The sequence below is a fragment of the Haloquadratum walsbyi J07HQW2 genome, assembly GCF_000415985.1.
Classification (GTDB): Archaea; Halobacteriota; Halobacteria; order Halobacteriales; family Haloferacaceae; genus Haloquadratum; species Haloquadratum walsbyi_B.
This window is the reverse complement of the sequence record NZ_KE356561.1, coordinates 2,326,289-2,347,344: the sequence shown is the minus strand read 5'-3', so window position 1 is coordinate 2,347,344 and position 21,056 is coordinate 2,326,289. Positions and strand designations below refer to the sequence as shown.

Genomic DNA, 21,056 nt, shown 5'->3' with positions numbered 1-21,056 from the left:
CTACGATCCCCATACTTACCACAATTTCCCTTTTGAAATCCAGGGTATCAACGCTCTCTTACTTTTGATTCTAAAGCGATCATGAATCATCATCACTCCCAATGGTGGTTTTCTCAGGGGCGTCGACATCATCTTCAATTCGGTTATATCGCTCGCGGAAGCGATGTAAACATGATGAGCAACAGAAATGTCGCTGATTGTCACCAATCTGCTCACTGCGCCCTTCATCGGTGACTGTATTTCCACACTCATCACATGAAAGAGCGAACTCTGTCCCCCCAATAGTAGGACTCCATTTAGCGGTATCGATAATGCTGACATCGTAGCTGTCAACCCGTGAGAAATTAACAATATCATCAATTGCAGCGCGGATACGGTCCCCACGAACACGAGTCGAAAAGATAACCGTATTATCAGCAGTCATGAATGTATGCTCAACCGATGAAGCGTCGCAAACGGCAGAGTATACCGAATCAACCGCGGACGTTGACGCCGAGAGAGTCACTAACACATGGACACCATCGCGAAGTTGTGATCGGTCAAGTTCGACAGTAAATCGACGGATAACGCCGGATTCACGCAGCCGATCGATTCGGTCTGAAACTGCTGGCGGTGAAAGGTCGACTACTTCAGCGATATCCGTGTATGAATGACGAGCGTCCTCAACGAGACATTCAAGAATCTGAATATCAGTGTCATCAATCATATTTTTTCTCTACCCGACTGGAATAAAGCGTATTCGAATCTTTACTTTGGATAACAAAGTTATTATTGTCCGTAGCAAATTATTCTAAAGTAAGTTTGAGCCACGCATTGATCTAATACTGTAGTATTGCTGGTGGAAGCGGAGTCAATCCATCCTGTGAGATGCTGGAAAAATAAATTAAAGAAGTCTGGTGTCCCTGTGCACGCGCTATGCTACTCATTATAGATGATTCGAATTTTTATGCTCGCATGACCAGAAATACCAGGTAATAACATCGACCATCGCTCGCAGACACATTCAGGATATACAGATCACAGACAGAATATCCGTTAGATATTACATTTAATACTAGAATATAATAGCTTCAACGTATCCCGGCGTGAGGTAACGTGATTAACGCATGCTCAGTTCAGGAATCGTCTGAACTCGATGATTGCGCATTCTCAACGCGATCAGCGTATGACTCCAAGTCCTCAGCGATTGTTCGGGCTTCTGAGACTGACAGTGTAACTTCATCAGCGTGGGCAGGGAGCCCCTCAACATTCGTGTGATCAACTTCGAGTTGAAGACTCACATGGTCTGGATTTTTACGCGGCGCGGTAACGTTCACAACGCCGAGTGTATCCACGTCAAACTCATGTCCACGGGCACGAATATCAGCGAGATCGAGTGTTGTGTACGCGTTCACGCGGAGGAGTCGGTCACTCATTCGTATCAGTCATCCGCTGGTGCAGATGGTCCAGCGTCAAGACCATCATTCTCTGCATATGGATACCAAGTACGCTTGGTATTATGCATCATTGGATCCTCATAATCGGTTTCCTCAGGCGCAACAAATGAATCAAGTTCATCGTTATCATGTCTGTCGACGAACGCACGGAATGATTCATCATCATTACGCTCAGCAGCGAATGATTCGATTAGATTGGAGATCGCACCAGGAATCTCATCGACAGGAACACGTTGGGTTACCCAGCGTGCGAACTGTGGCTCTGCGCCGAGTCCGCCTCCAAGACCAACGTCAAGAGCCTCAACAGGTTCCCCATTCTTTCGTGTTTTCATACCTCGAAGGCTGATATCTGCAATTTGTGGTTGTGCACAGGAAGCAGTACATCCCGAGAGATGAATGTGGAACTCATCAACGTCACCTGGAAGTGTGACGTTGTCTTTCAGCCATCGAGCGTAGCGAACTTGTCGATTCTTTGTCTCGACAATGGATAGCGAACAAAACTCAGTGCCCGTACAGGCAACGGAGCCCCGCATGAATGGAGATGGATCCGATGAATAGTTCTCAAGCAGCTGTTCATTTCTGAACTCATCAAGAGCATCTCCTGGGATATCTGTGACAATGATATTTTGTCGCTGAGAGAGTCGAACTTCACCAGACCCGTACTCAGAGGCAAGCTCAGCGAGTTCAATCACATCAGACGCTCCCATTCGTCCAACAAGAACATTCAATCCAACGAAGTATGAGCCATCATGTTGTTCGTGTACACCGATGAGGTCATTTCGGTCGCCATCCCCGGTATTGTATGTGTACTCATCTCGAACGTCACGTCCAGCTGTGTGCAACTCGAAGTCGACGTATTCTGATTGGAGTGTCTCGCGAACTTCGTCTGCGCCCCACTCATCAACGAGGAATTTAATCCGAGCGTTGTAGCGGTCTTCACGGTCGCCATTATCTCGGAATAGCGCTGAGAGTCCGCCTGCGACATCTGATACGTCTTCTGGAGGAACCCAAACGTCAATATCACGGGCAAATCGCGGCTCATTACGAGAGAGACCGCCTCCAACACGAACATTGAATCCAACAGTTTCCTCACCATCAATAGTCTTATATGCTGGCTCGAAGCCGAGATCGTTGATATCTCCCTGACCAGAACCATCGGGCGTACCGGTGACTGAAACCTTCCATTTTCGTGGAAGGTTGGAATGGTCATCGTTCCCTTTGAACGTCTCATTGAGGTCGTGGATAACTGACCATGCATCAACGACCTCACGTGCATCTTTACCAGCTACGGGATTTCCGACGATATTTCGCCATGAGTCACCGCAGGCTTGTTGTGTTGACAACCCATTCTCCTCAAGTTTCTCGAATATGGCTGGAACGTCTGATAATTCAATCCAATGGAGTTGGATTGACTGTCGGGTCGTGAAGTCGGCATACCCGTCGCCAAATATTGGATTTATTCCAGGGCCAGTTGCGTATTCGGAAGCGATTTCTCCGACCACTCGAAGTTGACCAGGCTTCATGACGCCATTTGGCGTCCCGATCCGCATCATGAAGTATCCTTCTTGACCGTTTCGCTGATGATATAGGCCCCACCACTTGAACCGCTCAAACCATGCATCTCGCTCATCTTCCGGAATCGTGTCATACCCCTCCTCTGCGAACTCAAAGAGATGATCGCGAATCTCCTGCCCATACACCTCGGACTTCCAGCGTTCGACATCCGTCGGCATGCTATAAACAATAACGGGCAACAATAACATAGGTGGTGTTTCGTCACCATTCCCCGCTGCTCCCGCTAACCGGAATTTATTTCCGGATTTCCTGATTCATACGTGTGACGAACAGCTGATTGGTCGAATACGGTGAATTCACCATCTATAATCCGACCAACTGGGAGCCACTCAGTCTCGCCAGTCGCACCACAGGCGATACATTGACCATAAACAATAACTTCAATTGTTCTACCATTCACGCTGACCGCTTGGAAATTCTCAACAACAAAATCGACAAGTTCACATGAACAAAAATCAGCAGCTGAAACCCGCCAGAGTTCACTCACACTGACTTTCCTCTGATCATTGACCGAAATCCACGCACCATCATCAAGCACTCGAAGTCGGACAGTCACACTCATAACTTAGACCGGAGACCACAGTGTGTGACGGAGTATGCAAACGGCGACGATGTCAATGACACACATGACCAGCTATAATCGCAATACGGGAGCCGTGTACAGGATATGACGCGCGTTACTAATACCGGCAGAAAATTCTGGTATTCGGGAGTAGGGGTTGAAATCACTCGTGCAGCGGCTCTTATACAGGAGTACAGAAGTTGTATGAATTGATGACTGATTTGAATCCACAGCCGACGATCAAGCCGGTCGCTGCGATAGCGATCAAGCAAGCGGCGATTGTCGACTCTGGTATGCGAGAAGCAAATAAGGAAAAAACGGATATAAACACAACTAAGCATACAGCTAGTTCCGAGTCAGAAAGCAATCTTACAGCGACCACCCGCCAGCATGCGTCCGCAGATGTTGCCCCCGAGCTATATACTACTGAAACACAGGGGTCACTGCAATGACGGGCGTAAGCAGCAATAGTGATAGATTTTTACATGATAGCAAGTTGTTCCGCCTTTTTGCTACACTGACGGGCAGAAGCAGTAACACTGATCGTCAAGCCGACACTGTTGAGCCACAGGGAGGCGATAATGACAACAAGCAGGATGCCGAGGCTGAAGAATCGATAGCAGAAATATCAACCAAGACAGAAACAGGAACATCTGAAACATCGTCGGAGTCTACATCCGCATCCAAACCAAATGACGAGAGCGATCATCTAGATGATCTTGCTGATGGTGCTGGATGTACAGAAATCTGGGAACACCTTTCAGAAGGTCGAGATTCATAAACAAAGACGGGGTGGGGCTTTTAGCCGGTGATAAGTTATCAACGCACAAGATGAGTGGGGATAATCACAGCTCTGGTGATAAACACAACAACCAGTTGGATCCAGTATCGAGACAGTATTTAACATTGGATTCAGTCACGAGCACTACGTTTGAGATTAATTCTGATGATACCACTAATATAGAGTCTGGGTTGAGCAAGACGGAATCTCAACACATTGATTTATCAGTTGATGACAGTATTCCCAGTTCAGAGCACAGAAACAGAGATGAGAATGACGGAGATAATACCCATGACTCTACGTTAGATTTTGATCAACTCCGAAGCGATGGTGGGGACCCATCGATTCGTCCTCCAGCAGACCGTGAGGAGCCTGTCGGCGAACCGGTTGTTCGATCTGACCCAGCTGTCACGGGACAGCGAGCACGCGAGGCGGTTGAGTTCGACCCGGCCGATCCAGAAAGTATTGAATTGGCTGCCCGAACCGTTCGGGCATTTTCTGAGAACACCGTTGGCGCTGATGATAACGTATTCATTCTTCGGGGAGCCGCTGCGTGTGCTGCGCTCGTTAGAGGCGTTGGGTCGTATAAACAAGCCGTAGAGCGCGCAGGTGGTGATGTTTCGATTTCTTTTGTGCGAAAGTGGGCACGAGTGCATGACCTCCCACAGTCAATCAGACGTCATGTTGCCCGGGGAGATATTGCTCCAACAGCCGCCAAACATATTGCACGTGTATCAGGGCTTGACCGACTTGATCTCGCATGGGCTGTTGTTGATGCTGACCTTACGGTTCGTGAAGTGCGACGAATTGCAAGTAAAGTCGATGATGATACAGGCGTAGCTGAGGTACTTGCTGAACAAGGAACCGCTATTGGATCAATCGAACTTTCTCTGCCGATTCCACTGTATCGCGAGTTGCGACGGCGAGCGTCTGTCGAGAACTGTCCACCAGGTCGAATCGTCAGTGATGCACTTGAAGACGCCTTTGAGACTAAATGAGAATACAATAGTCGTTGTGAGTACCCACTCCAATACGTCACATCAGGTTTGATAGCCGATCTTAGTCCTGTATCCGAAGCATACTTTCAACTGCGTTTTATTAATATTGATTACAATAAAGTGTACGTTGTGTCTCTTCTTGATGTGTTCACCCTTGGGGTTCAAGCCTATAGACTACGGATAATTCGCTTCGAAATTATATAGATTACAGAGAGATCTGAATTATATTCGCCCAATATCGGTACGATTCGCTGTTTAGGATCCAATATTTCGGGCGCAAGCGAGTGATCATGTTTCCAATTATGGCTGTTATTTATTAGTATTTGATGCAGATAAATCGATCATGAATGATATATTTCAGAATTTATTCGATAAGTGTCTCCATTTCATCAAGATAATCGGAATATCCTGCAAGCGCGGATTCAATTGGAGCTGCATCAGTCATATCGACACCAGCTGTTTGGAGAATATCGATCGGATACGCTGAGCCTCCGAGTGAAAGTGCATCACGATAGTCCGCGGCTGCACCCTCTCCGTTAATATTGATTTGATCAACAATCGCAATAGCGGCTGAGATACCGGTTGCATACTGATAAACATAAAATGAATAATAGAAGTGTGGAATACGCATCCACTCACGTGCGATTCGATCATCGAGCACGGCTGGTTCATAGTACGTCTCTTTCAGATCACGATATATTTCATCAAAGCGATCAGGTGTGAGTGCGCCACCATCCTCAATGACCTCATGGATCGTTGATTCAAATTCGGCAAACATCGTCTGTCTGTAAAGTGTTGACCGAACACGCTCCAGATATTCATCAAGAACGTGCAGACGAAGCGTGTCATCTTCAACTGTTTCAAGCAAATGATTGGTTAACAACGTTTCATTGACTGTCGAAGCGACCTCAGCTACGAATATCGTATAATCAGCATACTGCCATGGTTGGGCATTCTTTGCGAGCTGAGAGTGCATTGAATGACCGAGTTCGTGTGCGAGAGTGAACATTGATGAAATATCATCTTGATAATTCATCAATATGAACGGTTGCGTATCATAAGCCCCAGACGAGAACGCACCAGATCGCTTTCCACGGTTTTCATACACATCGACCCACCGGGAGTCAAGTCCATCAGCGACGCGTTGTTGATATTCCGACCCAAGTGGCGCAACAGCATCAGTGATGTATGTCTTCGCACGGTCATATGGGATCTCAGGACTCTCATCGCCGGTAAGTGAAATATAGAGATCCCACGGGCGGAGCTCATCAAGATCAAGTGCTTTTTGTTTTAATTGAGCATGGCGGTGAAGATGCTCAAGATTATCTCGAACGGTCTCTGAAAGAGTGTCATATACCGTTACAGGAACATTTGGACCGTTGAGTGAAGCAGCGCGGGCAGACTCATACCGCCGAGCACGAGCATACTTGACATCTTTTTTAATGCTGTTCTGTAGCGCAGTTCCGACTGTATTACGAACATCTTCCCATTCATCATAAAACTGCTCATAGACAGTCTGTCGAAATTCACGATCTGGGTGTTTCTGCAGCTTGGTGAAGTTTCCAAGAGTAATCTCAACTGAGCCCTCACTTGGGTCTGGGTGATCAACAGTTGGGAATGTCATATCTGCATTTGATAACATTCCGTAGATATCAGACGGCGAACTTGCCACCTCACCGAGGTCTGCAAGTACGGATTCAACCTCAGGCGATCGTGTATGTGGCTTTGTCCGAAGGACATCATCGAAAAAGTGCTCATACTCTTTGAGTGCAGGCTCGCGTTCATAGAATGATGTGAGTTCTTCAGTATCAAGCTCCTGTAATTCAGGTTCAATGAAACTGATCGCTGAGCGTGCACGAGATGATAGCGACTCGGCTTTCGACTGTCGAGCTTGAGACTCTTGATCACGCGTGTCCTCAGCACTACGAAGACTCGCGTACGTACCGACTATCGAAAGTGTTCGGAATATTTCTTCACGACGCTCAAGTAGTTGTAGGAGTGTCTCAGGTGACTCAGTTACGCGCCCCTCATAATCTTTGAGATCTGCCAGCTGATCTTGAATAGACTCATAGGCTGATTCCCACTCTGCATCGTCCTCATAGATACCTGAAAGATCCCAGGTGTACTCGGTCTCAATCTCACTTCGTTCGGGAACCGAACTCATACCCGCATTTAATCGGCAATAAAAGTGAACCTTGTCACTCGTTGAGCAAGTAATCGTTGAAAGCGAATAATCTATATTTGATCCTTTAGTAGTCTTTTTGAATATATGTAATCAATTTTGAGTCGATTGTCTGTGTTATCCTCGGTCAGAAATAATGCTATCAGAGATATTGAGAGAGTTATTTGGAGCGACTTCAATCGATATCTCGTTGAGCGCTTTATGAGCTCTTAGCTGTCATCAGATCTGTATCCACCGCGGGGTCTAATCATCACGCACTCGTCTCGAAATTAATCTGAATCGGTTTTATTGGTATTCAGTTACTCACATGACTAGTATAACTGTCTTGTATCGCGTGCCTCACAAACACTAGCACCGTCTCGTGTTTTATCCTTACAGTTTGGGCATGCGCGGGGTCGATTTATTTTCTCAGGGGAAAACATACGCACATATTCCATGATAACGAATGGATCACAGTTCTCATACTGCGACATCAATTTCGAATCTCTGCCCAATCATAATAATGTCTAGGGACAGATATGTCGGGTCATAACATTGTGTGATCTGTATATTTTCACGCAGAGGATCGTTTTTCACTCAGTCTGTGAATCAGTGCTAACGTCGGTATCTGTTACTGTCGCTGATGCGACGTGTTTAGCAATACGTGCCTGGGTAAGATGACGTTGATAATGATGAGTGAATACAGACCTGAGATCGTCAACTGCACGATCATCTGTCTGGAACGTAATATTTGGATAACTAACCATTGTCAGAACAAGTGGCTCCGGAGGTGCTGTTGGAATACCGTCCGGACCGGTCTGTGGCACTGTGTCTAATAGTTCTGTGAGTGTTTCAATTGTCATCGACGCTGAGCCAACACTACGAAGCGCGGATGCAATACGACGGACGAGTGATCGGGGGAATCCACCGGCAGTTATCCTTGCAGTAACAAAGGGATCATCAAACTCAAGTGAAATCGACAGTTCACGGGTCGTGCCGGTATCATCAGGGGTAAAATTATGAAAATCATGTTTGCCGGAAAGTATCCTTGTAGCAGTGTTAAGTCGATTACTGTCAAGCTCTGGTCCATACAGGTGATATGTGTATGTCCGTTGGATGGCATGATGAGTGGCGTGAAACCCCGATTGAACATCAGCACTTGCCCATGCCCGGATAGTTTCAGGAAGTTCACTATTTATCGCCCGAGGTGTACACCATGATGGACATTTGAACCCAACTGTTTGTTTAACTGCTGATACGCCGGCGTCTGTCCTGCCGGCTGCTGCATATCTTGATGGTTTTGAATCAGTTTTACGAGTGAATACATCAAGTGATTCAAGTGCATCAAATAGTGCGTCTTCAACGGTTGGAACCGATGGTTGTCGCTGAAATCCAGAGAACGGGCGTCCATCATATGCAACTCGGAATGCACGCATCTGGGCTGACATCTCAGGAGTACAGTAGTATGGACGGCTGGTATCTGGGAGTCATCATATTATAATCTCGATGGATTATTTATTAGGCTACGTCTTCGTATGTCGGTGCATCAAGATCACCGGGGAATCTTTCTACGGCGACCGTTGTCTGATCACCAGATTGCATATCTTTAATTGTGATCTTATCATTCTCGAGGTCTCGCTCGCCGACAATAACGACCGTTTCAGCATTGATACTGTCCGCATAGCCCATCTGAGCACCAAAGCTTCGATCAGCAATATCAATTTCGACGGTATTTTGACCAACACGTAACTCACGAGCGATTCGGGTGGCGACCGAGCGGGTATCACCAACAGTGAGGATATAGTAGTCTGTAGTGAGTTCTTCAGCCGGCCAGACACCAGCACGCTGGCATAGTAGTGATAATGGTGCAAGACCAGGCGCAACTCCGACAGCAGGTGTTGATTGCCCACCGAAACTCTCGATTAGATCGTCATATCGCCCTCCGCCAAAAACAGATCGAGATACCTCACCAGTCGCATCAAAGCACTCAAACACAACGCCAGTGTAATAATCAAGTCCGCGAGCGGTTGTTAATGAGATATCACAGAACTCACCAACACCAAGGTCATCACCGGCAGCGAGGACTGAGCGTAGATTTTGAACCGCAGCCGAGACCGTATCGTCGCCAACAGATGCAATTTCGTCTAAATCAGCCGTCGTCAGGAGATCATCAAATGATTGTGCTTGATTATAATTTAATCCAGCATCAGTGAGTAATCCGTGATACTCCGCTTGTTCGAGTTTTTCACGTTTGTCAACCGCACGGATAGCAGCGCGAGTATCGATATTAGTATCATCATCGGTGATAGATGCTAAGAGTCCACTTAGGATGTCACGGTGTGAAACTCGAAATTCAAAATCAGTCGCGGTCAACCCAAGATCAATCAGTGCATCAGCGGCGAACCCAAGAATCTCAGCATCGGCTATTGGATCAGCTGTACCAAAGATATCAACATTTGTCTGATAGAATTCACGGAATCGTCCTTGCTGAACTTGCTCATATCGCCAGAATGGTCGGGTCGAGACCCATTTGATTGGCTTTGAAAGTGCTTGCTGTTGACCGACGACCATCCGTGCAACCGTCGGTGTCAATTCAGGTGTTAATGTCACATCACGTCCGCCATCATCGGTAAATGCGTACAACTCTTTTTCAATCCCTTCACCGCTTTTATCGATATACATCTGTGTCTGCTCAAGTGTTGGTGTCCCAACTTCACGGAATCCATACTGAGCAGCAGTTTTCTCGAGTGTGTCAATAACCTGCCGTCGGGCAGTCATCTCGCGGGGGTAGAAGTCACGAAACCCCTTGAGTCCGTCATACATACGCCGCGTTTTGACAGTGTTGCGCTTGAAGCTGTTGAACCGCATCTGAAAGTGATCGTCCCAATGGCTAGAGTATCAGAATCCTTGGTTGAGATAGTAATTAAGACCATGGTCATTATGTGAGCTATCGGGACCTGAATTATAAATCGCAAATCAAAAACTGGTCTTATTCGTCATCACTCGAGCGCAAATGATTGACATATGATTGTGTATGCGCTGGAAAGACAGACGTGACGGCATCAGAACCGGCACGATTAGCAATCAGCGCGCGGAGTTCCGTCTCATAATCACTTTTTGAAATCTCATCCGAGGGCCCTGTGTTTACGCTCAGGCGCTCTGCAGTCAATTGATCAACAGCATGATGACCAAAGCCGCTGAGCGGTGACAGATAGTCAACATTATTTCGATCTTCGAGACTCTGCGCTTTTGCCCGTGAAATGGTGGGTACACGGTCATCGCGACGTGTTCCATCTGCAACAGCAGCGACATCCAGCTGTGCAGCTACCTCAAGTGCGTGTTCATGAACCGTTTGAATCCCATTTCGGGGATATCCGTCTTCAAGCATTGTCGTCACAGCTGTTTCGGCGACATCTCTATCAAGCTCAATTGTCTCAAATGGATATCCCAGCCGTTCAGCCGCTACAGCAGCGTGCTGCCAGTCGTCTGTTATTCCAAAAGATCCGGTAATAAGTCGAACATCGTAGAATTTCTTGACAAGCAGTGCTGCGAGTGAGGAATCTTTCCCGCCACTGTAAAGAAGTGCGAGATTCACAACTGCGCTATCGACGGCGGATATTGTAACTCTTTGAATCAGGTTTCATTTCTTGAAGTAACTCACGCATTTGGTCTTCGTCAATACGGTCTTGAATCCGACCACTTTGTGCGAGAGTGACAAGCTGTTTTTTCACTTTTTTTGCAAAGTCAGGTTTCGACATTTCAATCGCATTTAGTCGTTGTCGAGCGCCGTCAGTCAAGTGTTGTTTCAATAGAGCCTCCTGCTGCGCTTCAGCCTGTTCGCGAGCAGCCTCCTGCGCGGCAGCAGAATCATTACCTGCTCCACCCTGTTGCCCATCTGCTTGATCGCGGAGTTCCTCCATTCGCTGCTGGCGAAGTTCATCAATATCGTCAGGAGATTCACTCATCAATATAATGTTCTCTCTGATTATTAAAAACGATTACGGGGTGTGAATTACCTCGTAGTATTTGCAAATAACCAACACAAATCGCTTGTTAATATAGAAGTCTAAAACGTTCTATGCGTAGCGTTCAAGATCCGGACGATCAAGTTCTGAAAGTACCTCAGAAGCAGCGTTGTCAAGGAACTGTTGACCGTCAGGTGAAATACGCCGACCTTGTCCTTTCGCCGTTGAGACGAGTCCTTCTTCTTCGAGTTGCTGGAGCGCAGTTCGGATAATGTTCTTACTGCCTGTTGTGGAGTGACCACCGGAAACTCGATATCGGTTCGACCCACGTTTACGACCACCATATTCAGTTGCAAGGCGGTCAACACCGATCGGACCCTTTTTTGCAACCTTTCGGAGAAGCGAAGCAGCACGGACATGCCAGAAATCATCCTGTTGAGGAGGTAGTTCACGGCTTTGTCCAGACTTTGCATATTCCATCCATTCAGGTTCCTCAATCCGATCGGAAAGTCGCTCGGCGACATCCTCAATGAGAGCATCCGCCGGTACGTCATATACGCTAACCATGCATTTTGATACCTGCCGATATCGTTTAAAGCCATCGTATCACCGCTTCATGGCTCAAGACCGGCGGTTAACCAGTAAAATAGAGTCGCTGCGAAATCATCAACTGTGACTGCCGATGTTAGCGCCACTACTAATCCAAGCGACCACACCCCCACCGAGGATGACCGGAACCCAGTAAATGGCACCTCGGAAGATGACCACAGCTGTGACTGCAATCGCCTCAGTCACGCTTGGGAGCGGGGCGGATAATAATAAGAACACGAGCACTGTTTCAATCCCACCAGCACCACCAGGCAATGGTGTCACCCCAGCAATAGTCGCAATCGGGACGATGATCAGAATAAATGTCGTTCGAAGCTCGATCCCAATTGCGCGAAATGCAAGCCATAAGGCGGTCATTTGACAGATCCATCCAATAGTCGAGGCACTGAGCGCAACAGCGAGTTGTCGAGGATTTGCTGCGACACGCTCGATTGCTCGGAAGAATCCTTCAATCCGGCTCTCGACTTCTGTTTTATTGGTGTCTGGCAGAGGCGGAACGACGTTTGCAAACCAGTGAATAATCGGCGTAAACGCATTTACGACACGATGTTCAATGTTGTATCGATATCGCCAAGCGGTATATCCAATCGTTAGAATAATACTTGTAAGAATAACGACCGACGTAACCCCAATAACAATATTTGAGCGTGAACCAAGTGCAATCTCAGTCATAAAATACCCAACGCCGATTAATGCGATTGATATCGAAGGAATTAGATTTAATGTGTCGACGCTGGCAATAGCTGCAAGGCTCGTTTCGTACTCTGCATCAGCAGTTTTTGAAATAAGATATGCAGTAATGGGCTCACCACCGGCTTGCCCAAATGGGGTGACGTTATTAGAAAACATTGCACCGGCAAACACAAAGAATGATCCAATATAAGAGAGATGCACATCAAGTGTTTGAAGCACTGTATGAAGTGAAACACTCCATGAAAAAAGCCACATGAGCGTCACTCCGACGACTAATACAATATATTGGGGATTAGCCGTACGTACGGTTGCAATGAGTTCATCAACGCCAACAAAAGCGAATAGCGCAGCAAAGATGATGATGACACTGCCAAACCCAATAGCGGTGGTTCGGAGATCATCAACGCGCATGTATTTTCACTTGGCTGTCTTGATTATCAACCCATCGAAAGCCTGAAACGATGATATGTTGGCTGAATATCACGGTCATAGTAATATCGGGGAGCAGAGAAACCAGGAATATGATAAAAGGAAATCAGCATCTGGTCGATGCAGATAGGGATGTCATTTAGCCATGACAAACGCGTATTAAGACGGGTCTGATGATACTGTATATGGACGAAGGTGCTGCTCTCAGTCAGTTGTCAACAACTATATCGCAGGCAGGCGATGACGCAGCAGTAATTTCACTAGATTCAGTATCACTCGTCATCACGACTGATATGCTTCATGAGGCGACAGATTTCCCAGACGGAACCACCAAATATACTGCAGGATGGCGTGCTGTTGGTGCGTCACTCTCGGATGTTGCTGCGATGGGTGGACAGGCTATCGCTGCAGTTGCTGTGTACGGTGCTCCAGCGTTTGATTCAGATGAACTAGACTCATTCATTGCTGGTGCAATTGATGTATGTGAAGCTGTCGGCGGCAGTTATGTCGGTGGTGATCTTGATACAACATCAGAATTAACTGTTGCAACGACGGCGCTCGGTACTGTTGATCATCCATCGTATCGCCATGGTGCACAGGTCGGTGATTGCGTCTGTGTGAGTGGCAGCTTCGGGCGAACCGCAGCGGGGCTGAAAGCATTTGCTGCTGATGATATTACATATGCAAATGAATTATTCCAGTTTACCCCGCGTGTACGCACGGGAGTAGCACTCACAGAATATACAACAGCAATGATGGATTCCTCTGACGGACTTGCGCGGTCGGTCCACCAACTTGCGTCTGCTTCTGAAGTAGGAATGTCCTTACGCTGGGATTCGATCCCAGCTCATCCAGGTGTGAAAGAGTATGCTGATGATGTGTCGACACAGCGAGAACTCACGACAACGATTGGTGAAGATTTTGAACTCGTATTTACGCTCCCACCAACAGCAGTTGAAGATGCCCGTGGAACAACATCAGCTCCATTACACGTCATTGGTGAAGTCACAGAATCCGGTAGTGGAATTACAATAGATGATGAACCACTTGCAGATGAAGGATATACACACGCCACGGATTAAGTATCGAAATACTGCTATCACGATTGCGAAATTATATTATTGAGTTCTTTATGTGTCAGTTCTGGCATGGACCCCGGGATTAGAACCTAAGAACAGTTTCACATTGTCCAAGCTGTCATAGTATTACTTACATCTAGTACATAGAGAAAAGCATAAACAGTGAGATCAGCACTCTCAAGCCGCCTAACTGTGTCTCATTTGAATTCCGTTTACTATTTGATGCAGATTATCCCACCGTCGCTACTTCGATTGGGACAAGCAAGAAACAGAGTGCTCCGAGAGCAAACGTAATCACCCCAAGAAGGATGCGGGGGATATCAAGTGGCGTGTCATCAATGGGGTTTGCAGGACCTCTGAATGCAACAAGTGCTGAGATAACGCCCCAGAATGCCCAGAGTCCGACTGACTCATTAAATGCATATCCAAGACCGTAATGGAGGTATGCTGCAAGCCCGATAAGACTGATTGGGACAAGGGCCGCAACACGTTCTTGAGCACTCCCAAGGATTGCCCGAAGAATATGTCCACCGTCAAGTTGACCCACGGGGAGTAAATTGAGTACGGTGAAAAACATGCCAACCCAGCCACCGATAATAATAGGAGAGACAGACATACGAGGATCATTGTACGCTGTCGGCTCTCCAATGGTAGCCGCGATAATATTGAGTAACGGTGGATTATTGAATATAATTGCTTGCCCACCTTGCTCTATTGCTCGGGTGGGGATTTGAATCGGAGACTGAGTGAGACCAATGGCGGTTACAACTACTGTTGCCATCAACCCAGCAAGCGGACCTGCAACACCGATATCGAACAGTGCCTTTCGATCTGGCATCTGTCCACGCATTTGAATGATTGCGCCAAGTGTACCGAACGGGAATATGAACGGGATAACATATGGAAGTGAGACGTCAACCCCATGATATCGTCCCATAATGTAGTGACCTAACTCGTGTGTGGCGAGAACGCCAAGGATGGCTGCAGTGAACGGCCATGCTTGCAATAGGATCAATGGATCAGCAAGGAGGTCTGACGGTGGGACATAATACCAGGTAATTGCGCCGACAAGGAGTGTTGAAACGATCGTCGCAACAAATAAGAGCACATTTTTCCACGGAAATCCATTGATAGTAGTATCGACTGGACGTGCGACGACAATGTCTTCATGTGTTTCTGTCGATGCCAGTTCGATCTCATAGCCCGCCTCACGGAACGCTGGCCATGCCTCACGAATCAACATCTGCTCGGGCACGAGCGACTCACCATAATAGAGGATGCGGTCGCCGTCCCGCTGTGTTTCATAAAGATGGAAGACCGATTGGAGGGCGTCGACCGGCGGATCCACTGCCGGATCGAGTGATTCCATTACAGAATAATATTATGTAGGGACCAATAAACCTCTTGACTGCGCCATAGTTGAAACGGCTAGCAATGCACAGAAGTCACTCATATGTCGGTGATACGCCGGATACAGCTATTAGTCGAATCGCCGATATCTATTATATGTTATCGTTATCAGTATCATTATTCTGATCCTGATCGTAATGGTATCACTATCAGGTAAACGTGATAATAAACTGATGTAAAAAGCAACTAAATTTCTTGATCAGCGGAATGATGAACGGCAGGCTGACACGTGTATGATGACTACTCAGATCAACTCAGCGGGTGGCAGCGATATTCAAGCCGCCTCGGTGGTTGTTTCCACACGCCAGGTAGTTGCGCTGGTGTATGACCATTTCTCAACGGTCAATTCGGTTGCAGAGTCACGAAGCTTGACCATGAGTGCACCAATTTCTTTCGCCGAAAGTCCGACTTCATCAGCGATGAACTTCGATTTGAAATACATCTCGCCATCTTGAGCCTTCGAAACGAGATAATTTCGCAAACGATCTTCTTTGGACTGGTCCTCGTCCGCATCTGTGGAGGGTGATGTAGTTGCGCTCATCAGTATACACTCGCATAATAATTTCCCGAGAGTATATATGGGTAAGATTGTTCGATAAAATTCGACTTTATTTACGTTTTGAATGAGATATCGTGACTCTTTAACTCTGATTTTGTAGACGTCTTATATTTTATTCTTGTTTTTAACTGTTTATTTCTATAGATATAAGATCAAAATTAAATGAGATGTAATCGGCGATATGTTCGACGGATGTCAGACAATTCGCAATTATAAATAATCTATATGGGTTGATTTTCGAATATTTCTCTCGTCAGCAGCGAATATAGTCTCCACCAGAAAGCACATTAATCGCGTTTATGTACCCAGAAATCCTCTTCAACAGTTGTCTCATGCTTGAAGATTGGAACCTCAGCTTTGAGTCTATTAATACCATCTGAAACTGTCTCGAATGCTTCTTGCCGGTGTCCAGCTAAGACAACAACGAACACAATGTCCTCTCCATTATTGATCACACCCGTCTTATGAAATAGCTCAACCGCAAATACACCATCACGTTCAATCAATTCAGACTCAATCTCACGCATTCGATCATCAGCGACTGAATCATACGTCTCAAATCGAAGAGAAACGGTCTTTGGATCGTCATCATCATCGCGTGCGCGCACTCGCCCAGTGAAGGTTGCAATTGCACCGGCACGGCCTGCCTCTGAAGACGCCTTGACTCGTTCAACAAGCGTTGACAGAGTAATATACGGTTCAGCGGTCTCAACGGCAGCAACAACCTCACTAACATCAACCGTTGCTGCTGATTCACCACTAAGAACGACGTGATTAGACTCAGAGCCGAAGTTAGAATCTGTTACTGCAGTATCGAGTGCCACCGTAGGTATACGTGCGCTTGATGCGCCGATAACAAGCGTATAATCGACCGTCGTTGAAAGTTCATCAAGAATATCAGATATATTGCGATTTTCACCATTCGCATGCCAGCGACCGTCATTTGTGAGGTCATACTGAGTCGTTACATCGGGTGATATGGTTTGAGCACCAGTGGATATTTGATCTGTTGTTTGCTGTGTCTGGATAACCGCGACTGTGCCATCAAGTTGGGCAACGACGTCACTGCAGAGCGCCCCTGCATCTCGCCCAAGGATCCCGAGCACTTGCATAATATCTCTCGAGTGACCAATCGGTTTCATATTGTCGGCGTGTTCATACAGGTTAGCCCGGTGATGTACGTAATATTCAAACTAAGATCAATAGTAGTTAAAAACTCTTAAGCCTAATTCGCAGCAATCACGTTCAATGAGAGTTGTCGTCTCCATCGGCGGGAGTGTCCTTGCTCCTGATCTCGATGCACGACGGGTCGAAGACCACGCGATGGTTGTCGAGACCCTTGCCGAGGCGGGATATGATATCGCAGCGGTCATCGGTGGTGGTGGTGTTGCTCGTGATTACATCGGGACTGCTCGAGAACTGGGCGCAAATGAGGTCCAACTTGACCAGATTGGTATCGACGTAACACGGATTAACGCACGGTTACTCATTGCTGCCCTTGGATCGCGCGTTGACCCGAAAGTCGCACAAGATTATGAAGACGCTGGTGATGCGATGCGACGCGGCGATATATCGATCATGGGTGGAATCATGCCGGGACAGACGACTGATGCGGTTGCTGCTGCGCTTGCTGAGTACGTTGATGCTGACCTACTTGTGTACGCAACAAGCGTCAATGGTGTGTATGATGCTGACCCAAGCTCACAGGATGGAGCAGAGAAATATGCTCAACTGTTGCCGACAGAGTTGGTCGACGTCGTTGCACCAATGAGCCGTGATGCCGGCGCGTCCGCACCTGTTGATCTTCTTGCAGCAAAGCTTATTCAGCGAGCGGGGATGCGAACGATTGTTCTTGATGGTGGCGATCCACAACACATCAAATCAGCTGTCCTCAACGGTGAGCATAATGGAACAGATATCGTTCCACCTGATACAACGGATGAATTATGAGTATGAGTTCATGGCGAGTGATAATCATCAATGAATAATGATACACAGACCCCTGCGACAAAGGATACTGACTCAACAAACAAAGCACAAACACAGGCATTTTGGGCTGCAGTCGCTGCAGACGAGATCGAAGGGAGCGATCCGACTGATCCAATCGTAATCAAAGGTGGTGTATCACCGTCTGGAGTTGCACATCTTGGAAATTTCAATGAGGTCATGCGAGGATACTTTGTCGCCGAAGTACTCCGAGAGCGTGGACATGAAGTACGACAGGTGTTCACTAGCGATGACCGAGACCCACTACGGAGTCTCCCAAAGCGACTTGCAGATGATACAGGGGAAATTGTTGGCTTAGGCGATGTCGATGCTGGTGCCCTGGGTCGAAACCTTGGGCAACCATACACTGACATTCCCGACCCGTTCGGCGAATCAGCGTCATACGCTGCTCATTTTACGAAACTGTTGGCAGCCGACGCCGATCGTCTCGGTATCCCGGTTGAGATTATCTCGAATACTGAATATTATCGTGAAGGGAAATTTGAAGATGTCATCACGTCTATCTTGGAGAATATCGATAGTGCACGCGAAGTGCTCTCTCAGTATCAATCAAAGGTAAATGAGGATTACGTTCCATTCAATCCGCTTTGTCAAAACTGTGGAAAAATAACAGAGACGGTCACTGAAATTGATCTTGAGGCGCAGACAATCGCATATCGTTGTACAGATATGACTGCTGGTGAGAAGATAATCGAGGGGTGTGGTCATGAGGGTGAAGCAACACTCCGAGAGGGAAAGCTTCCGTGGCGGTTCGAATGGCCTGCACAGTGGCAGGTTCTTGATGTTGACTTTGAGCCGTTTGGGAAAGACCATGCTGAGGGGTCATGGCCATCCGGAGAGGATATCGCAGAGAACGTGCTTGATTCAACCGCGCCGATTCCAATGGTGTATGAGTGGTTCACGATCAATGATGAACCACTGTCTTCATCGACTGGAAATATAGTTACCGTTACAGAGTTGCTCACGCTACTTGAACCGGCTATTATTCGATATTTCTTCGCACTTGACCCACGGCGGGCACGTGATCTTGACTTGCGGAATCTCGATCAGCTTGTTGATGATTTTGACCGATTTGAGCGGGCGTACTTTGATGGGGTCAATGATGACTCATTAAATGCATTCGCTGAACAGGCATATCCACACGTCGTTGAGGATATTGACTCAAATCGTGTCCGACTCCCATATACGTTTGCGGCGATGTTGGGGATGACAGACGACCGCTCACTTCAGATTGAGATGGCACGTAATGAGGGTCATATCGACGCGGAAACACCTGAATGGGCGATTGACGATGCGCTCAAGCGTATTGAGAAAGCCCGTACGTGGGCAGAGCGAATGGATAATACGTATAACTATCAATTACAGGAAACCCAACCAGCTGTTGATATTGACCCAACATCAGATACAGCAGAAGCACTCGATACGCTTGCAGAAGTCGTTGCAGATGGAAGCGATGGTGAAGAGATTCAAGAGGCAATCTTCGATATCGCGAGAGACCATGATATCCCCGTGGGTGAGTTCTTTGAGGTTGGGTATCAGTTGTTCTTCGATCAATCAGAGGGACCCCGTCTTGGAGAGTTCCTTGGAGAGCTTGATACTGAGTTTGTCGTAGAGCGTATTCGTCGTGAAGGATAGTGAGCATATAGGAGCTGCAATCACATAGATATCATAATAAATAGCAGTGAACACAGGTACGTGATTGAGGTACTCTCAGACACGCAAATAAGGACGTTCAGAGTTCATCGTTCTCAACAGCATCGGCGACAATCGTGCCAACAACAGCGATTTGAGGGTCGATTTGATTATCGAACAATTTGATGCTAAATTGATCACGGATTGAGACCGCGCCGGTGACTGTCCCCGCTTGAGTACCACCCGGTGCAATAATCTCACGTGAGAAAGGTGTAGGATATTACTGAAATCAAGGAGAAAGCCTCGCGCTTTCGCACGGGAATAAATTCGACAGAAATTTTCTCGTTCTTTTCATACCATAATTTATTACAGTTCCCTCAATAGCAACTGTAGTTTTCGACTACATCATGGCTTCGTCGTGTCTCGCTTCGTTGTGACAAGTCCAAGACACCGTTCCGTCATGTCTCGGCTAACTCACCGAACGCGACTGACGGTCCCCAGTAGGTGAATATCCTCCCGTGGAGGGACGAATCGTAGTCGTAGTCGTATCTCAGTGACCCGCTCGGTGTGTCCGAGTGAGAAGGCTCAGGCTCCGGTGACAGATTTGCATGCGCTGTCCAGCACACTGTCGGTAATAAGTGGGTGGCTTCCTTCGACGGTCCACGCGACAGCGACAGCGTCCGTGAGAACCGAGGAGACGCGCAACCGTGAATTCCTCTGCGAGGAATCTTCGCCGACGGGCGGAAAGGATGTCAACTGCTAAGTAAGCGGCTATGCTTAATACAATACAATACAATGAGTATATTTCTATTTATTTTTCCGGTTTTATCAGCTTTCAAGACTCACAGGTGAATGTCGTAACTTCACTCACCCCGGAACGCAGAGATAACGATATCGGAGGCATCCGCATCGGCTGCGACAATATATCGTTCACCAGCTTCAAGTTGCGTATCAGAAGTAGCGGTCTGCTCTCCCCCAGCGCCTGAAATCACGAGACTTCCTTCTGGAAGCTCAACCTCATTGAGAGCCTGTCCTGCTACCTGTGAATCAGAGGCAACACGGATATCAAACACTTCCATCTCACCAGTAACGTCCTCAAACGTTCGGACATCGCTGCCGCTGAGTGCGTTCACTGCAGTTTTAACGCTTGCACGCTCTGG

The 21,056-nt window shown here is 47.3% G+C and carries 21 protein-coding genes; 6 read left to right on the top strand and 15 right to left on the bottom strand.

What is annotated here, in order from left to right; all coding sequences use genetic code 11:
• Window positions 1-79 precede the first annotated feature (79 nt).
• From J07HQW2_RS10985 to J07HQW2_RS10970, 4 genes are all read right to left on the bottom strand, one after another.
• A complete protein-coding gene (locus J07HQW2_RS10985; RefSeq protein ID WP_021055586.1) occupies window positions 80-706 on the bottom strand; it encodes a winged helix-turn-helix transcriptional regulator in 627 nt (208 codons plus the stop codon).
• A gap of 409 nt (window positions 707-1,115) precedes the next feature.
• Complete coding sequence (locus tag J07HQW2_RS10980) at window positions 1,116-1,415, bottom strand: DUF6360 family protein (protein WP_021055585.1); 300 nt, start codon at window positions 1,413-1,415, stop codon at window positions 1,116-1,118.
• Window positions 1,416-1,420: 5 nt separating this feature from the next.
• Window positions 1,421-3,169, bottom strand: a complete 1,749-nt coding sequence (locus tag J07HQW2_RS10975) for a nitrite/sulfite reductase (protein WP_021055584.1) — start codon at window positions 3,167-3,169, stop codon at window positions 1,421-1,423.
• Between the two features lie 65 nt (window positions 3,170-3,234).
• A complete protein-coding gene (locus tag J07HQW2_RS10970; protein ID WP_303704323.1) occupies window positions 3,235-3,567 on the bottom strand; it encodes a DUF8134 family protein in 333 nt (110 codons plus the stop codon).
• 218 nt (window positions 3,568-3,785) lie between these two features.
• Between J07HQW2_RS10970 and J07HQW2_RS10965 the strand changes: the two genes are divergently transcribed.
• From J07HQW2_RS10965 to J07HQW2_RS10955, 3 genes are all read left to right on the top strand, one after another.
• A complete protein-coding gene (locus J07HQW2_RS10965) occupies window positions 3,786-4,025 on the top strand; it encodes a hypothetical protein (protein ID WP_021055582.1) in 240 nt (79 codons plus the stop codon).
• Window positions 4,022-4,354, top strand: a complete 333-nt coding sequence (locus tag J07HQW2_RS10960; protein ID WP_021055581.1) for a hypothetical protein — start codon at window positions 4,022-4,024, stop codon at window positions 4,352-4,354. The genes J07HQW2_RS10965 and J07HQW2_RS10960 overlap by 4 nt, the downstream gene beginning before the upstream one ends.
• Window positions 4,355-4,698: 344 nt before the next feature.
• Window positions 4,699-5,352: a DUF7119 family protein gene (locus J07HQW2_RS10955; protein ID WP_048075646.1), complete on the top strand. Its 654-nt coding sequence runs from the start codon at window positions 4,699-4,701 to the stop codon at window positions 5,350-5,352.
• 364 nt (window positions 5,353-5,716) lie between these two features.
• On the opposite strand, the gene pepF is transcribed toward J07HQW2_RS10955, so the two are convergent.
• The 7 genes from pepF to J07HQW2_RS10920 form a co-directional block, all read right to left on the bottom strand.
• Complete coding sequence (pepF, locus tag J07HQW2_RS10950) at window positions 5,717-7,516, bottom strand: oligoendopeptidase F (protein ID WP_021055579.1); 1,800 nt, start codon at window positions 7,514-7,516, stop codon at window positions 5,717-5,719.
• A 590-nt stretch (window positions 7,517-8,106) separates the two neighbouring features.
• Window positions 8,107-8,949, bottom strand: a complete 843-nt coding sequence (gene truA / locus J07HQW2_RS10945; protein ID WP_021055577.1) for a tRNA pseudouridine(38-40) synthase TruA — start codon at window positions 8,947-8,949, stop codon at window positions 8,107-8,109.
• An 82-nt stretch (window positions 8,950-9,031) separates the two neighbouring features.
• Window positions 9,032-10,336 (bottom strand): histidine--tRNA ligase, encoded by a 1,305-nt coding sequence (hisS, locus tag J07HQW2_RS10940; RefSeq protein WP_021055576.1) that lies wholly within the window; start codon window positions 10,334-10,336, stop codon window positions 9,032-9,034.
• 166 nt (window positions 10,337-10,502) lie between these two features.
• A complete protein-coding gene (locus J07HQW2_RS10935) occupies window positions 10,503-11,108 on the bottom strand; it encodes a DUF7411 family protein (RefSeq protein WP_021055575.1) in 606 nt (201 codons plus the stop codon).
• A 7-nt stretch (window positions 11,109-11,115) separates the two neighbouring features.
• Window positions 11,116-11,478 (bottom strand): DNA-binding protein, encoded by a 363-nt coding sequence (locus tag J07HQW2_RS10930; protein WP_021055574.1) that lies wholly within the window; start codon window positions 11,476-11,478, stop codon window positions 11,116-11,118.
• Between the two features lie 111 nt (window positions 11,479-11,589).
• Window positions 11,590-12,045, bottom strand: a complete 456-nt coding sequence (locus J07HQW2_RS10925; RefSeq protein ID WP_021055573.1) for a 30S ribosomal protein S19e — start codon at window positions 12,043-12,045, stop codon at window positions 11,590-11,592.
• Between the two features lie 99 nt (window positions 12,046-12,144).
• Window positions 12,145-13,191 carry a lysylphosphatidylglycerol synthase transmembrane domain-containing protein gene (locus J07HQW2_RS10920; RefSeq protein ID WP_021055572.1) on the bottom strand — a complete coding sequence of 349 codons (1,047 nt, stop codon included), beginning with the start codon at window positions 13,189-13,191 and terminating at the stop codon, window positions 12,145-12,147.
• Between the two features lie 203 nt (window positions 13,192-13,394).
• Here J07HQW2_RS10920 and thiL point away from each other — a divergent pair, with 203 nt between their 5' ends.
• Window positions 13,395-14,291 (top strand): thiamine-phosphate kinase, encoded by an 897-nt coding sequence (gene thiL / locus J07HQW2_RS10915; protein ID WP_021055571.1) that lies wholly within the window; start codon window positions 13,395-13,397, stop codon window positions 14,289-14,291.
• Window positions 14,292-14,517: 226 nt separating this feature from the next.
• Here thiL and J07HQW2_RS10910 read toward each other — a convergent pair whose 3' ends face one another.
• From J07HQW2_RS10910 to J07HQW2_RS10900, 3 genes are all read right to left on the bottom strand, one after another.
• Window positions 14,518-15,657, bottom strand: coding sequence for a site-2 protease family protein (locus tag J07HQW2_RS10910; protein WP_021055570.1), 1,140 nt, complete (start codon window positions 15,655-15,657; stop codon window positions 14,518-14,520).
• A gap of 315 nt (window positions 15,658-15,972) precedes the next feature.
• On the bottom strand, window positions 15,973-16,239 hold the full coding sequence (locus tag J07HQW2_RS10905; RefSeq protein ID WP_021055569.1) for a DUF7123 family protein: 267 nt from the start codon (window positions 16,237-16,239) through the stop codon (window positions 15,973-15,975).
• A gap of 305 nt (window positions 16,240-16,544) precedes the next feature.
• Entirely contained in the window at window positions 16,545-17,369 is an 825-nt protein-coding gene (locus tag J07HQW2_RS10900; protein WP_021055568.1) for a molybdopterin synthase, read from the bottom strand.
• 136 nt (window positions 17,370-17,505) lie between these two features.
• Between J07HQW2_RS10900 and pyrH the strand changes: the two genes are divergently transcribed.
• Both pyrH and lysS read left to right on the top strand, forming a co-directional pair.
• Window positions 17,506-18,207 carry a UMP kinase gene (gene pyrH / locus J07HQW2_RS10895; RefSeq protein WP_021055567.1) on the top strand — a complete coding sequence of 234 codons (702 nt, stop codon included), beginning with the start codon at window positions 17,506-17,508 and terminating at the stop codon, window positions 18,205-18,207.
• 30 nt (window positions 18,208-18,237) lie between these two features.
• On the top strand, window positions 18,238-19,899 hold the full coding sequence (gene lysS / locus J07HQW2_RS10890) for a lysine--tRNA ligase (protein WP_021055566.1): 1,662 nt from the start codon (window positions 18,238-18,240) through the stop codon (window positions 19,897-19,899).
• A gap of 860 nt (window positions 19,900-20,759) precedes the next feature.
• Here the strand turns inward: lysS and J07HQW2_RS10885 are convergent.
• The coding region (locus tag J07HQW2_RS10885) for a TrkA C-terminal domain-containing protein (protein WP_048075645.1) at window positions 20,760-21,056 on the bottom strand (297 nt) is incomplete at its 5' end.